Below are 14,191 nucleotides of genomic sequence, written 5' to 3' on the forward strand. Positions count from 1 at the left end.
GTACGCCTTCCGTAAGTCACCGATGTGCCCGTACAGCCTACGGCCCGGCTCAGCAGACTTCTTCGAGATCCCGCCACTCCCGGCTGTCCGGGCTGTCGGCGACCCAGCCGTCGAGCAGTCCGCGCACCAGCCCGGCCGGAGCCGCGATGCCGCACTCCCGCTCGGGCACCCACAGAGATCCGGAACCGGCCGTGCGGTGACCCAGCGGTCCGGGGTGCCCCGGCTCGCTGTGGTCGTGCGGGTCCAGGTGCTCCCCGTCTCCCTCGTCGCTCGGCATCTCGCTCTCCGAACAGGTGCGGCACAGCAGCCGCACCGACGAGGACCAGTCCTCGGCGGCGAAGCCCGCGTCCGCGGCCAGCTGCTCCAGCGCGTCGCGGTCCGTCTCGCCGGCTGCCTCCAGCAGCACCACCCAGGTCGGCACGGGCGACGGCGCCCACAGCTCGATCTCGTCGAAGACCGGGTAGGAGGGTCCGGCCGCGGTGACCCGCTCGCCGTGCGGGACCCCGTCGTGGAGCACCACCTCGCCCCAGCGGCGTCCCGAGGACGGCAGCGGGATCGACAGGACCTCGATCCGGGCCGGGTCCAGCCGGCGGCCCCAGACCACCTCGGCCTCTCCCTCGGGCGACAGCCGCACGGCTGCGCTGCCGAGCTCCATGCCGACCGGCTCACCGCCGTGCTTCCCGTTGCCCGCTCCGGCGCCGTGCGGGTCGCCGGGCACCTTGAGCCCGTACGCCTGCCAGGCCCGCCTGGCCAGCGGCCAGTCCTGCAGGGCGGTCGCGGCGATCCCCACGTTCCACCAGTCCGGGGCGCCGGTCTCCCGGTCCAGCAGGGCCACGGCGCGCAGCCCCGCGGACCGCGCCTGCTCCCAGTCGTGCCGGAACTTGTGCAGCAGAGCCAGGTTGAACCAGGACTCGGACAGCCAGGGCTCCAGGTCCGCGGCTCTGGTCAGGAGCGCTCCCGCGTCCTCGTACCGCCCGTCGCCGATCAGCGTGAACGCGCGGTCGGTGGCCTGCCGCCACGAGGCGGAGGGCCGATGCCGTACCTTCCCGAAGATCCTCACGATTCCCGCCTGCTTTGGGGGCACCACCCAGCGGTAGCTGGGGGACTACGGTGCAGCCTTGCGGACACTCTCACGGTCCCTCTTACTGGCATCCAACCATGCCCACTCGGACGGCCGCTCATTACCCATGGGTTACCCAGGTTGGACAGGAACAACTCTGTCACGTCCGCCCCTGGCCAGAACCCTTGCCAAGCCCTCTACGACCTCCGGCTGGTACTCGTGCCCGGTGCCCAGCCGGAGCTGCTCCAGAGCGGCCAGTGAGCCGCCCGGGTGACGGTTCCCGCCTGCCAGGTCGTCGTACGCGTTGACCGCCCGCACGATGCGGGCGGCGACGGGCTGCTCCCGGTAGGGATCCGCCTGCCGCTCCACCACCACGGCGACCTCCGGCGGCACCCCGGTCTGGCGGGCCACCTCCCCGCCCAGCTCGGCGATCCGCCGGGCCTCGGCGGCGGGCAGCCGCGCGGTCGCCCCGTCCGGGACCGGGTCGACGAGGGAGAGCTGCCCGATGTCGTGCATCAGCGCGGCGTACTCCAGCACCGTGAGCTCCCGCTCCGACAGCCCCAGCTCCCGGCCGACGGCGCAGCTCAGGGAGGCGACCCGGCGGGAGTGGCCGGGCGGGGTGCAGCCGGCGATCTCCGTGGCCCGGGCCAGGGAGGTGATGGTCTGGCGGTAGGTGGTGCGGATCGCGGTGATCCGGTGGAAGGACATCTGGGTCAGCAGCAGCGGCACGCTGAACACGGGCAGGGCCCACAGCCCCGCGCCCGCCACGCCGAGGGCCATCACGACGCCGGTGGCGCAGATCGCCGAGCCGATGCCGAGCTGGGCGCGCAGCTCGTCGCGCAGCAGGGGCCCGTACGGCCAGCCGGTCCGGGCCGCGGCGAGGGCGGCGGCGAGCACGGCGTCGCACAGGGCGGTGAGGCCGAGGAGGAGGAGCAGGAAGAGGACGAGGTACGGGCCCTGGCCCACCCGCTCCTCCAGACGGCCCGAGTTGTAGAGAGGCTGGAAACAGACGGCGGCGAACGCGACGGTGAGGACCCGGCGGGCGACGTGGTCCAGGGCGGGGCCGCGGCCCCGGGCGACGTGCGGGACGGTCCCGGCGAGGGCGGCCGCGACGACGACCGCGACGATCTGCAGCACCCCGTGGTGGGTGGGCCGCCCGGCGAGCTGGCCGAGCAGGGCGTAGGCGAGGGCTCCGGCGGAGCCGAGCGGCGCGGGCCGGCGGTCGGTGGGTTCGCGCCGGTCGCGGCGGGCGAGCTCGCCGATGGTGATCAGGATCCCGAAGGCCAGGGCGGCGCCGGGTTCGGCGAGCCCGTTCCACAGGGTGTGCCCGAGTCCGGCGGCCGTGAGCGTTGCGGCCGCGCCCCGCACCGTCCAGACGGCGGCCCGCCTCACGTGCCGGCCCCGGGCGGAGCGGGGGACGCAGGGCTGACCGCGGCCGGGCGGGCGCCCTGGCCGCCCTGGCCGGGCAGGGCGGCCAGGGTCGGCGCCCCGGTCCCGCCCCCGGTGGGCGAGCCGCCGCTGATCACCTGGAGGTCGTCGTCGGAGGTGACCACCGGATGCCAGCCGTGCCGTCCGACGGCCCCGGTCAGGGCCCCCACCATCGCCGGGTCGAACTGCGCCCCCGCGCACCGCGCCAGTTCCGCCAGGGCGACCTCCACGGGCCGGGCCCGGCTGTACGAGCGGGTGGAGGTCATCGCGTCGAAGGCGTCGGCCACGGCCACCACCCGGGCCAGTACCGGGATCTGGTCGCCGGTCAGCCCGTACGGGTAGCCGGAGCCGTCGACCCGCTCGTGGTGGTGCAGGATCGCGGACCGGGCCTCCCCGAGGAAGCCGATCCCGCGCACCATCTCGTGCCCGTACTCGGGGTGCAGTTCGATGACGCGGCGCTCTTCCGGGGTGAGCGGCCCGTCCTTGCGCAGCAGCCGCGTCGGGACGCCGAGCTTGCCGACGTCGTGCAGGATCCCCGCGATGCGGACGACCTCCAGGCGGTCCTCGGCCATGCCCAGCTCGCGGGCGATCATCGCGGAGGCCTGGCCGACCCGTTCGCTGTGGCCGCGCGTGTAGCGGTCCTTGATGTCGACGGCCTGGACGAGCGCGCGGATGGTGGCCTGGTGGGCGGCGCGTTCGCGGTGGTACTGGGCGAAGACCCAGCAGGAGATGTACATCGGCAGCAGGACGAGCAGCGCGGCCGGGAGGCCGTACGGGCTGCGCCACATGACGGCCATCATCAGCCCGGCCAGGCCGTGCACACAGTGCGGGGCGAGGGACCGGGTGAGCAGCCCGCGCCAGGCGGTGGCGGCGGGCCGGCGTTCCGCGGTGGCCAGGATGCCCCCGTCGAGGGCGGTGAGCACCAGGCAGAAGGCGACGGCCGAGGCCGCCGCGGGGAGCATCACGTACGGGAAGTCGGCCACCCAGACGGGCGGGTCCGCCGCACCCGGCGGCCCGGAGCCCCCGGAGGAGCCCAGCGCCGCCGGGCCGCGCAGCAGCCGGTACGTCTGCCCGGCGACCCAGGCGGCTGTCGACTGCTGCGCGCCGTGCCACACCCGGCGCACCCAGGCGGGCCGTTGGACCACGGTCCCCGCGAGGGCGCCGGGCAGCGCCACGAGCGCGGCGGCGGGCGGCGGCAGCAGGAAGACGGCGGCCAGCACCACGGGGAAGAAGGAGCCGATGCCCTCGGGAACCCGGCTGCCCGGCAGCGGCCAGATCTTCACGAGCTCGCAGCCGAGGTAGAGCACGGCGAGCAGTGCCACGGACGCCCAGGGCGTACCGGAATCGGCGAAGGCCGGGGCGACGCATGCGACTGCCGCGAGGACGGCGCACAGGATGTATCCGCGCGCTCCCGGAGGAAGTACCCGCATGGTGCTCTCCTCCCCTGAGCCGTTCAGGCCGGGTACCGAATCGGACCGGTACCGAATGGGGAGAATAAGTGGGGCCCCGAGCGAAGTGGGCCACATTTTCGTATTGCGCCATACGGACGCCCCCGGATTAGCACCTTCGGGTGAACGAAGTACCTCTCCGGGGGCGGTTGTTCACAACCGCCGCGTCATCCTGCTGCCGGATTGTCCGCGGTGGCGTCCGCCGTGACGTCGGCCCCGAAGTCGGAGGTGACGTCGGCTGTGACGTCGTGGTCCGGCACGGCCTGCCCCGACCGGATCAGCTCGATCCGGCCCATCACCTTCGACCGCAGGTCGGTCGGCACGTCGTCCGATCCGCAGCAGCGCTTCACCAGCTTCTTCACGGCCTGTTCCAGGCCGTACTTCTCCAGACAGGGGTTGCACTCGCCGAAGTGTGTCTCGAACTTCGTGCAGTCACTGTCGGGCATCTCATGGTCGAGGAACTCGTAAAGGTGGTCCAGGACCTCAGAGCACTCCGTCTCGTGCGGCTCTCCGCAACTCATGAGCCCGAGCCTTTCCTGTCGTTCGACTCTCCCGCGCCCGCGGGGACCATCCCGCGCTCACGGGCATAGTCCTCCAGCATTCCACGGAGTTGACGGCGGCCACGGTGCAGTCGCGACATGACCGTACCGATGGGTGTACCCATGATGTCGGCGATCTCCTTGTACGCAAAGCCCTCTACGTCGGCAAGGTAGACCGCGATGCGGAACTCCTCGGGAATGGCCTGGAGCGCTTCCTTCACGTCCGAATCGGGCAAGTGGTCGAGCGCCTGCGACTCGGCGGAACGCAGGCCGGTCGACATGTGCGACTCGGCGCGTGCCAGCTGCCAGTCCTCGATCTCCTCCGCGGCGCTGCGCTGGGGCTCGCGCTGCTTCTTGCGGTAGGAGTTGATGAACGTGTTGGTCAGAATGCGGTAGAGCCACGCCTTCAGGTTGGTGCCTTCGCGGAACTGGTGGAAGGACGCGTATGCCTTCGCGTACGTCTCCTGGACCAGGTCCTCGGCGTCGGCCGGGTTGCGCGTCATGCGCAGCGCGGCCGAGTACATCTGGTCGAGGTAGCCGAGGGCGTCCCGCTCGAAGCGCGCGTTGCGCTCCAGGGTCGTTTCCTCCGCGTGGCCTTCGTCGGTCCCAGCGACAGGACCCACCTCCTCCGACTGCGTGGCGACTCCGAAAGCGGAGCCGCTCGAATCGGAGAATAGTCGACCTTCCCGGCCCTCCGCCGCCCGAAGCGAGCTGCGCTTCGGGCCAGGAAGCACCGTCCAGTCCAGGTCAGCGGCCTGCGGACGGTTCTGGCTGATGACCTGGGTCATGCGCTCCCTCTCCTCCGACGAAATCCCGTGCGTACCGACATCCGGGACAACAGAAGGCGCGGGCGGCGCATTCCCCGCAGGGGCCCGGTTTTCGGCCTCCGTACGGGCCCGCATGGCCGACGGCGGGCCGGAGTGATCCGGATCACCCCGGAATATGTCAGGTCGCGGTCAAGCCTCCAGGGCCGCGAGCCACTCGGCCACCGCCTCCGTGATCACCCCGAGGGCCTCCTCCTGGGTGGTCTCCGCCTTCTTCGGCACGGCGAAGCCGTGGTCCGCGTACGCGACCTCCACCAGCGCGTACGGGACCCCCGCGGCCGGCTCCGGGAACTCCTGCGGACGCCCGAAGGAGTCCCGGCCGCCCTGGACCACCAGGGTGGGCAGCCCGGCGCCGAGCAGCTCCTCGGCCCGGGACTTCTCCGGCCGGCCCGGCGGGTGCAGCGGGAAAGCCAGCGCCAGCACCCCGGCCGCGCCCAGTGCGGCCGCGGTCCGGCAGGCCACCCGGGCCCCGGCGCTGCGGCCGCCCGCGACCACGGGCAGCCCGGGGCCTGCCAGTGCCGGCCACAGCGCGCGCCATCCTTCGTCGAGCACCTTGGGAGCGGCGGCGACCTTCTTCCCGGCGACCCGCCAGGGCTGTTCGACCAGGGCCACGGTGATCCCCCGGGCCGGCAGGGCCGCGGCCAGCGCCTGGAGGTCGCGGGCCTCGACGCCGCCGCCGGCGCCGTGGCCCAGTGCGAGGACGAGCCTGGACTTGCGGGCGGTGTACCAGGTGATGCGGGCCTCGCCCGCCGGGGTCTCGACGCTCTCGGTACGCGTGGTCATGGATCCGGTCATGGATCCATCCTGCACGCGGACGGGTCCGCGGCCGGGCCTAGAAGAGGGTGGCCTCCTCCGGCGCGGCGAGCTCCTCCAGCAGCTCCGGACCGTTGTTCCGGACGTTGCTCACCGCGGTGGAGACCGGATAGGCCCGCATCAAGCCGCCCGGCGGCGGCTCCAACAGGCGCCGCAGCGAGCCCTCGGTGTCGGTGTTCGCGGGGTCCAGCCAGGCGTCCCAGCGGTCGGGGGTCAGCATGAGCGGCATCCGCGGGTGGATGTCGGACAGGGAGCGCGGCCCCTCGGCGGGAGCCACGCCCAGCGGCCCGGTCTCGGCCTCGGTGGTGATCACCGAGCAGGTGACCCACCAGGCGAGCGGGTGCTCGTCGGGCAGCGTCCGGTCGCGCCAGAACTCGTAGATCCCGGCCATGGCGAAGACGGAGCCGTCGGCGGGGAGCACGAAGTAGGGCTGCTTGCGGGCCCGCTTCTTCTTCCCCTCCACCTCCAGCTGCCGCTCGTCGTGGGCGGTGACCCACTCGTAATAGCCGTCGGCGGGGATGATGCAGCGGCGCTGGGCGAAGGGCCGGCGGAAGGACGGCTTCTCGGCGAGGGTCTCGGAGCGGGCATTGATCATCCGGGCGGCGCCGTCGGGGTTCTTGGCCCAGGAGGGAACGAGCCCCCACTTCAGGACGCGCAGCTGGCGAACCGGACGCGGAGTCGGAGCGTCTTTCACGGGACGGTCGAGGACGACGCGGACCTCTTTCGTCGGCGCCACGTTCCAGTCGGGGGCCAGCGTCTCCTCCGGCTCCCACTTCTCGATGCCGAAGACCTCCACCAGGTCCTCGGGCCCACGGCTCGCTGCATACCTTCCGCACATGGCTGCCACACTGCCATGGCCCTCCCCCGGCTAACGCTGGGAGGTGCCCCCAGACCACTACCGCAAGGAGTCCGCCACCTCATGGACAGCACCACGACCGCCGGCCTGTGGGACCGGCTCACGGGCATACAGACCCCGCCCGAGCTGTGGCTGGTGATCGTGACGGGCCTGGCCGCGCTGGCCGCCGTGGGCATCCGCCCGCTGTGGCGGCTGTCGCGCAACGCCGTGACCATCGCGCACGAGGGCGGGCACGGCCTGCTGGCGCTGCTGACCAGGCGCCGGCTCCAAGGGATACGGCTGCACTCCGACACCAGCGGGGTCACGCTCAGCGTGGGCAGCCCGACCGGCCTCGGCATGATCCTGACCGCCGCCGCCGGGTACACCGCCCCCTCGCTGCTCGGGCTCGGCGGGGCGGCACTGCTGTCCGCGCACCGGATCACGCTGCTGCTGTGGGTGGCCACCGCCCTGCTGCTGGCGATGCTGGTGATGATCCGGAACGCGTACGGGGTCCTGACCGTCGTACTGACCGGCGGCGCCTTCGTGCTGGTGTCCTGGTGGGCCCCGGCCGACGTGCAGGCCGTCTTCGCGTACGCGGTGGTGTGGTTCCTGCTGCTCGGCGGCGTCCGGCCGGTCTTCGAGCTCGGGGCCAAGCGGCGGCACGGCGGGGCGCCCGATTCCGACGCCGACCAGCTCGGACGGCTCACACACGTGCACCCGGTGGTGTGGCTGCTCCTCTTCCATGTTGTCGCCCTGTGCTCGCTGGTGGGCGGCGGCCGTTGGCTTCTCGGCCTCTGAGACGGCGCAGCGATCAAGATCTGGTGCCGGAGGAAGCCACTAAAGTGGTGGCCATGACCGAGACCCCCGCTGTCCCCGCCCTCTGGCCCGCCCCGACCGCCGACTCGGCCGTCCACGCCACCGTCACCGTGCCGGGGTCCAAGTCGGTCACCAACCGGGCCCTCGTGCTCGCCGCGCTCGCCGCCGAGCCGGGCTGGGTGCGCCGCCCGCTGCGCTCGCGCGACTCCCAGCTGATGTCGGACGCCCTGCGCGCGATGGGCGTCGGCATCGAGGAGACCGTCTCCTCCAGCTCCGCCGGATCCCCCAGCGGCACGGTCGGCGGCGAGGCCTGGCGGATCATCCCGGCGGCCCTGCACGGCCCGACGACCGTGGACGTCGGCAACGCGGGCACGGTCATGCGCTTCCTGCCCCCCGTCGCCACCCTCGCCGACGGCGACATCCGCTTCGACGGCGACCCGCGCTCCTACGAGCGCCCGCTCGGCCAGGTCATCAGCGCCCTGCGCGCGCTGGGCGCCCGCATCGACGACGACGGCCGGGGCGCCCTGCCCATGACCGTCCAGGGCGGCGGGGCGCTGGAGGGCGGCACCGTCGAGATCGACGCAAGCAACTCCTCGCAGTTCGTCTCCGCGCTGCTGCTCTCCGCCCCGCGCTTCAACCAGGGCGTCGAGGTCCGGCACGTGGGCACGACCCTGCCGTCGATGCCGCACATCCGGATGACCGTGGAGATGCTGCGCGCGGCGGGCGCCCAGGTCGACACACCCGAGGCGGGCGGCGAGAAGAACGTGTGGCGGGTGACCCCCGGCGCGCTGCTGGGCCGCGACATGGTCGTGGAGCCGGACCTGTCCAACGCCCAGCCCTTCTTGGCCGCGGCCCTGATCACCGGCGGCACGGTCACCATCCCGGACTGGCCGCGCCGCACCACGCAGCCCGGTGACGCGCTGCGCAGGATCTTCACGGAGATGGGCGGTTCCTGCGAACTGACCGACGCGGGCCTGGTGTTCACCGGCACCGGCAAGATCCACGGCATCGACGTGGACCTGGGCGAGGTCGGCGAGCTCACCCCGGGCATCGCCGCGGTGGCGGCCCTGGCCGACTCGGAGTCCGTCCTGCGCGGGGTCGCGCACCTGCGGCTGCACGAGACGGACCGGCTGGCCGCGCTGACCAAGGAGATCAACGCGCTCGGCGGCGACGTCACCGAGACCGCGGACGGCCTGCGCATCCGGCCGCGGCCGCTGCACGGCGGCACCTTCCACACGTACGACGACCACCGGATGGCCACCGCGGGCGCGGTGATCGGCCTGGCGGTGGAGGGCGTACTGATCGAGAACGTGGCGACGACCGCGAAGACCCTGCCGGACTTCCCGCAGATGTGGACGGACATGCTCGCGGGAGACGCCGGGGACTCCGGGGTCCGCACGGCGGGTGCGGGAGCGTAGGGCCCGTCATGCGCAGGTACGGCAAGCACACCGACGAGGACGACATCCGCCAGCGCCCCAACCCCAAGGGCAACCGGCCCAGGACCAACATCCGGCCCAAGCACGAGGACGCCTCCGAGGGCTTCGTCCTGACCGTCGACCGCGGCCGGCTGACCTGCCTGGTCGACGGCCGCACGGTCCACGCGATGAAGTCCAGGGAACTGGGCCGCAAGGCGGCGGTGGTCGGCGACCGGGTCTGGATCGTCGGTGACCTGTCCGGCAAGAAGGACACCCTCGCCCGGATCGTCCGGATCGAGGAGCGCAAGTCCGTCCTGCGGCGCACGGCCGACGACGACGACCCGTACGAGCGCGTGGTCGTCGCCAACGCCGACCAGCTGGCCATCGTCACGGCCCTGGCCGACCCGGAGCCGCGGCCCCGGATGATCGACCGCTGCCTGGTGGCGGCGTACGACGCCGGCCTGGAGCCGCTCCTGGTGCTGACCAAGTCCGACCTGACGTCCGCCGACAAGATCCTGGAGATCTACTCGACGCTCGGCGTCAACTACGTCGTGACCAACCGCGAGGACCTCGCGACGGGCGACGCGGCCGCCAAGGTGCGCGAGCGCCTGGAGGGCCGGATCACCGCGTTCGTGGGGCACTCGGGCGTCGGCAAGACCACCCTGGTCAACTCGCTGGTGGCGCCGGACCGCAAGCGGGCGACCGGCGTGGTCAACGCGGTCACCGGGCGCGGCCGTCACACCACCACCTCGGCACTGGCGCTGCCGCTGCCCGGGATGGAGGGCTGGGTGATCGACACCCCCGGCGTGCGCTCCTTCGGCCTGCACCACGTGGATCCGTCCCGGGTGATCCTGGCGTTCCCGGACCTGGTGCCCGGCACCGAGGAGTGCCCGCGCGCGTGCAGCCACGACGAGCAGGACTGCGCGCTCGACAAGTGGGTGGAGGACGGTCACGCGGACCCGGCGCGGCTGTATTCGCTGCGGCGGCTGCTGGAGACGCGGGAGCGCCGCGAGGGCGACTGACCGTTTCGCGGGGGCGGCCGGGCCGAGGGGTCCGGCGGGGCCGACGGGGTTTGCCGAAGATCGTGTCTGGATAAATGCATAATCGCACCGAGTGGCGCGAAGGCACGTGACGCGGGGAGGCATTCGACATGGCGTGGCTGCTCGTCGTGGTCGCGGGAATCCTGGAGACCGGCTTCGCGGTTTGTCTCAAGCTGTCCCACGGCTTCACGCGGCTGTGGCCGACCATCGCCTTCGCGTGCTTCGCCCTCGGCAGCTTCGGTCTGCTGACGCTGGCACTGAAGAAGCTGGACGTGGGCCCGGCGTACGCGGTGTGGACGGGCATCGGCGCCGCGGGGACGGCGATCTACGGCATGGTCTTCCTCGGCGACCTGGTCTCCACCCTCAAGCTCGTCTCGATCTCGATGGTGATCCTCGGGGTCATCGGGCTCCAGCTGTCCGGTTCTGCGCACTGAGCAGCCGGAGCAGCTCGCCCGCCCCCGGCTCCTCCCCCGGCGCGACCACGTAGGAGAGGGCGAGCCGTACGGCGAGTTCGCACCGCTCGGCGTCCGCCGCGGGCATCAGCACGGCGACCGCCCGGTCGCGCACGGTCCGGGCGAGCTCACCGGGCCCGGGCGCCCGGCCCGCGGCGGGCAGGTCCGGATCCCAGAACCCGGTCAGCAGGGCCCGTACGAGGGGATAGGCGCGGGCCGCCCGTACGGTCCACTCCGCGACCGCGGCCAGCCGCTCGGCGGTCCGGCCCGGGACGGTCAGGGCCCGCTCCACGCCCTCGAGGTACCGCTCGCCCTCGCGCCGGACCAGGGCGCGGCCGAGGCCGCTCTTGCCGCCGAACTCGTTGTAGAGGGTCTGCCGGGACACTCCGGCGGCCGCCGCCACGTCCACCATCCGCACGGCCGGCCAGGGGCGCGCCGCGAGCGCCGCTCCCGCCGCCTCCAGCAGGGTTTCCCGGGCTGCCGGCACATGCGCCTCCCCCGTTTGGCTTCAGGGCCAGAGTTGACGGGGCGACAGATGCTGTCAAGGGCGCGTCCCGGCCGCGCCACCGGCCGCGATACTGTTCGGCCATGTCCGAGTATGACGATGACCTGCGCCTTGCCCTCGAACTCGCCGACGCGGCGGACGTCGCCACGATGGAGCGGTTCCGAGCCCTCGACCTGAAGGTCGAGACGAAGCCGGACATGACCCCGGTGAGTGAGGCGGACAAGGCCGCCGAGGAGATCATCCGCGCGGGCATCGCGGCCGCGCGGCCGGGCGACGCGATCCTGGGCGAGGAGTACGGCCTGAAGGGCAGCGGCCCGCGCCGCTGGGTCGTGGACCCGATCGACGGCACGAAGAACTACGTGCGCGGGGTGCCCGTCTGGGCCACCCTGATCTCCCTGATGGCCGAGGGCGCCGACGGGGTCTTCCGTCCGGTGGTCGGCGTGGTGTCGGCGCCGGCGCTGGGCCGGCGCTGGTGGGCCGCGCAGGGCGGGGGCGCCTTCGCGGGCGGCGCGCTCGGCGCGACCAGCGCGATCGGCGTGTCGAAGGTGGGCACGCTGGCCGACGCCTCGTTCGCGTACTCCTCGCTGAGCGGCTGGGAGGAGCAGGGCCGCCTCCCCGGATTCCTGGACCTGACCCGCGCGTGCTGGCGTACGCGCGGCTACGGCGACTTCTGGCCGTACATGATGGTCGCGGAGGGTTCGCTGGACCTGTGCGCCGAGCCGGAGCTGAACCTGTGGGACATGGCCGCGATCGCGGTCGTGGTCCAGGAGGCGGGCGGCCGTTTCACGAGCCTGGACGGGGTGGACGGGGTGCACGGCGGGAACGCGGCGGCCTCGAACGGGCTCCTCCACGAAGAGATGCTGGAGCACTTGCGCCCACGCGCCTGAGCGTGCCCTCTTGTTGACCCTGCGTGTCCGTGGGAATCTGAGAATCCCCCCGCTTGTGCGCTTGTGAATCCATTCTCTTGGATTCCCCTCCGCACCCCACCCAAGCGGAGGGACTCACCCAGGAGGTGGCTCTCTTCATGCTCGTCCGTGACGCAATGAGCACCGTGATCCTCACCCTCGGACCCGCACACACCCTGCGTCAGGCGGCCTGCCTGATGTCCGGCCGGCGCGTCGGCGCGGCCGTCGTACTCGACCCCGAGCACAGCGGAATCGGCATCCTGACCGAGCGCGACATCCTCAACTCGATCGGCGCGGGCCACGATCCCGACCGCGAGTCCGTGGGCGCGCACACCACCAACAACGTCGTGTTCTGCACCCCCGACGCCACGGTGCAGGAGGCCGCCGAGGCGATGGCCCACGGCGGCTTCCGGCATCTGATCGTGCTGGAGAACGGCGGCCCGGTGGGCATCGTCTCCGTACGCGACGTCATCCGCTGCTGGGTACCGGCGCGCCGGACGGTTCCCGCATAGAACGACGGCGGGCCGCAACCCCGTGGGGTTCCGGCCCGCCGTCCCGCAACGGCAAGCGATCCGTATCAGCCGCGAAGGGCCTGGACCGCGGCTTCCAGCCGCTTGCCGAAGTCGCCGTCCGCCTGGCGGAAGTTGTCGATCGCGCGCTCGGCGATGTCGTCACGGGAGACCTTGGCTATGAAGCCGGCCAGGTTCTCGATCAGACGGGACTTCTCGTCCTCGGAGTACAGGCGGTAGAGGTTGCCCGCCTGGACGAAGTCGTTGTCCTCGCTGTGCACGGCGGCTGCGTGGTTGCCCGTGCCACCGGTCACGTCGATGGGCTGCCACAGCGGGCGGTCCGTCTGGTGCGGGCCGCCGAAGGAGTTCGGCTCGTAGTTCTTCGCGCCCTTGTGGCGGCCGTCGTACAGGTAGCCGTCACGGGAGTTGGTGCGCGCCTCGGTGGCGTGCGGGCGGTTCACCGGCAGGTGGTCGGCGTTGATGCCGACGCGGTAGCGGTGCGCGTCGCCGTAGCCGAAGAGACGGCCCTGGAGCATCTTGTCCGGGGAGGGACCGATGCCGGGTACGAAATGAGCCGGGCTGAAGATGCTCTGCTCGACCTCGGCGAAGACGTTCTCCGGGTTGCGGTTGAGCTCCAGCTTGCCGATCTCGATCGGAGGGTAGTCCTCGTGCGGCCACACCTTGGTGAGGTCGAACGGGTTGAAGCGGTACCCGGCCGCCTCGGCCGCCGGCATGATCTGGACCTGCACGGTCCAGGTCGGGAAGTCGCCGCGCTCGATGGCCTCGCGCAGGTCGCGCTGGTGCGAGTCGGGGTCCTCACCGGCGAGCTTGTTGGCCTCGGCCTGGGTGAGGTTCACGATGCCCTGGTCGGTCTTGAAGTGGTACTTGACCCAGAAGACCTCGCCGGCCTCGTTGTTCCACTGGAACGTGTGCGAGCCGTAGCCGTTCATGTGGCGGTAGGACGCCGGGATGCCGCGGTCACCGAACAGCCAGGTCACCTGGTGGGTCGACTCGGGCGACAGACCCCAGAAGTCCCAGACGTTGTCCGCCTCCTGCGAGCCCGTGTACGGGTCGCGCTTCTGGGTGTGGATGAAGTCGGGGAACTTGATGGCGTCCTTGATGAAGAACACCGGGGTGTTGTTGCCGACGAGGTCGTAGTTGCCCTCTTCGGTGTAGAACTTCAGCGCCCAGCCGCGGGGGTCGCGCACGGCGTCGGCGCTGCCGAGGTTGCCCGCGACGGTGGAGAAGCGCAGGAAGGTCTCGGTCTGCTTGCCGACCTCGGACAGGAACTTGGCGCGGGTCCACTGGGAGACGTCACGGGTCAGCGTGAAGGTGCCGTACGCACCGGCGCCGCGGGCGTGCACCACGCGCTCCGGGATGCGCTCGCGGTTGAAGTGCGCGAGCTTCTCCAGCAGCAGCTGGTCCTGGACCAGGACGGGGCCGCCGACGCCGGCGGTCTCGCTGTTCTGGTTGTCGGCGACCGGAGCTCCGGCCTCCGTGGTGAGCGGTCCCTGCGTCACGTGCGCCTCCTGCGTCATTCCTGCATGTCCTGTCCTCGGCCTGTGCCGTACTCGACCCTACAATGGACTTTGTCTAAGTCAA

Annotated in this window: 15 protein-coding genes; 6 read left to right on the forward strand and 9 right to left on the reverse strand. The window is 72.1% G+C overall.

Translation table 11 applies throughout. From position 1 onward, the window contains the following. Window positions 1-49 precede the first annotated feature (49 nt). The 7 genes from ACFYOB_RS33840 to ACFYOB_RS33870 form a co-directional block, all read right to left on the reverse strand. Entirely contained in the window at window positions 50-1,060 is a 1,011-nt protein-coding gene (locus ACFYOB_RS33840; protein WP_328927555.1) for a hypothetical protein, read from the reverse strand. A 132-nt stretch (window positions 1,061-1,192) separates the two neighbouring features. Continuing rightward, the gene (locus ACFYOB_RS33845; RefSeq protein WP_388566723.1) at window positions 1,193-2,452 is read right to left on the reverse strand and encodes an HD-GYP domain-containing protein; all 1,260 of its coding nucleotides are present in this window, start codon (window positions 2,450-2,452) and stop codon (window positions 1,193-1,195) included. After that, a complete protein-coding gene (locus ACFYOB_RS33850; protein ID WP_388566725.1) occupies window positions 2,449-3,918 on the reverse strand; it encodes an HD-GYP domain-containing protein in 1,470 nt (489 codons plus the stop codon). The genes ACFYOB_RS33845 and ACFYOB_RS33850 overlap by 4 nt, the downstream gene beginning before the upstream one ends. Window positions 3,919-4,103: 185 nt before the next feature. Continuing rightward, a complete protein-coding gene (gene rsrA, locus ACFYOB_RS33855) occupies window positions 4,104-4,457 on the reverse strand; it encodes a mycothiol system anti-sigma-R factor (protein ID WP_388566727.1) in 354 nt (117 codons plus the stop codon). Then, window positions 4,454-5,098 carry a sigma-70 family RNA polymerase sigma factor gene (locus tag ACFYOB_RS33860; RefSeq protein WP_328930412.1) on the reverse strand — a complete coding sequence of 215 codons (645 nt, stop codon included), beginning with the start codon at window positions 5,096-5,098 and terminating at the stop codon, window positions 4,454-4,456. The genes rsrA and ACFYOB_RS33860 overlap by 4 nt, the downstream gene beginning before the upstream one ends. 333 nt (window positions 5,099-5,431) lie before the next feature. Next, window positions 5,432-6,094, reverse strand: a complete 663-nt coding sequence (locus tag ACFYOB_RS33865) for an alpha/beta family hydrolase (RefSeq protein ID WP_388566730.1) — start codon at window positions 6,092-6,094, stop codon at window positions 5,432-5,434. A gap of 37 nt (window positions 6,095-6,131) precedes the next feature. Then, a complete protein-coding gene (locus tag ACFYOB_RS33870) occupies window positions 6,132-6,950 on the reverse strand; it encodes an SOS response-associated peptidase (RefSeq protein WP_388566732.1) in 819 nt (272 codons plus the stop codon). 81 nt (window positions 6,951-7,031) lie between these two features. Between ACFYOB_RS33870 and ACFYOB_RS33875 the strand changes: the two genes are divergently transcribed. From ACFYOB_RS33875 to ACFYOB_RS33890, 4 genes are all read left to right on the forward strand, one after another. After that, on the forward strand, window positions 7,032-7,745 hold the full coding sequence (locus ACFYOB_RS33875; protein WP_388566734.1) for a M50 family metallopeptidase: 714 nt from the start codon (window positions 7,032-7,034) through the stop codon (window positions 7,743-7,745). A gap of 53 nt (window positions 7,746-7,798) precedes the next feature. After that, window positions 7,799-9,181 carry a 3-phosphoshikimate 1-carboxyvinyltransferase gene (gene aroA, locus ACFYOB_RS33880; RefSeq protein ID WP_388566737.1) on the forward strand — a complete coding sequence of 461 codons (1,383 nt, stop codon included), beginning with the start codon at window positions 7,799-7,801 and terminating at the stop codon, window positions 9,179-9,181. An 8-nt stretch (window positions 9,182-9,189) separates the two neighbouring features. Then, a complete protein-coding gene (rsgA, locus tag ACFYOB_RS33885; RefSeq protein WP_388566739.1) occupies window positions 9,190-10,200 on the forward strand; it encodes a ribosome small subunit-dependent GTPase A in 1,011 nt (336 codons plus the stop codon). 128 nt (window positions 10,201-10,328) lie between these two features. Continuing rightward, window positions 10,329-10,652: a DMT family transporter gene (locus ACFYOB_RS33890; RefSeq protein WP_388566742.1), complete on the forward strand. Its 324-nt coding sequence runs from the start codon at window positions 10,329-10,331 to the stop codon at window positions 10,650-10,652. Here the strand turns inward: ACFYOB_RS33890 and ACFYOB_RS33895 are convergent. After that, window positions 10,618-11,157 (reverse strand): TetR/AcrR family transcriptional regulator, encoded by a 540-nt coding sequence (locus ACFYOB_RS33895; RefSeq protein WP_388566745.1) that lies wholly within the window; start codon window positions 11,155-11,157, stop codon window positions 10,618-10,620. The genes ACFYOB_RS33890 and ACFYOB_RS33895 overlap by 35 nt on opposite strands. A 101-nt stretch (window positions 11,158-11,258) precedes the next feature. Here ACFYOB_RS33895 and hisN point away from each other — a divergent pair, with 101 nt between their 5' ends. Further along, a complete protein-coding gene (gene hisN, locus ACFYOB_RS33900; RefSeq protein WP_388566747.1) occupies window positions 11,259-12,062 on the forward strand; it encodes a histidinol-phosphatase in 804 nt (267 codons plus the stop codon). 137 nt (window positions 12,063-12,199) lie between these two features. Beyond that, window positions 12,200-12,592 carry a cyclic nucleotide-binding/CBS domain-containing protein gene (locus ACFYOB_RS33905; protein WP_376679433.1) on the forward strand — a complete coding sequence of 131 codons (393 nt, stop codon included), beginning with the start codon at window positions 12,200-12,202 and terminating at the stop codon, window positions 12,590-12,592. Between the two features lie 65 nt (window positions 12,593-12,657). On the opposite strand, the gene ACFYOB_RS33910 is transcribed toward ACFYOB_RS33905, so the two are convergent. Continuing rightward, window positions 12,658-14,127: a catalase gene (locus ACFYOB_RS33910; RefSeq protein WP_388566750.1), complete on the reverse strand. Its 1,470-nt coding sequence runs from the start codon at window positions 14,125-14,127 to the stop codon at window positions 12,658-12,660. Window positions 14,128-14,191 lie beyond the last annotated feature (64 nt).

Origin of the sequence: Streptomyces sp. NPDC006463, from assembly GCF_042870715.1 — a bacterium.
Classification (GTDB): Bacteria; Actinomycetota; Actinomycetes; order Streptomycetales; family Streptomycetaceae; genus Streptomyces.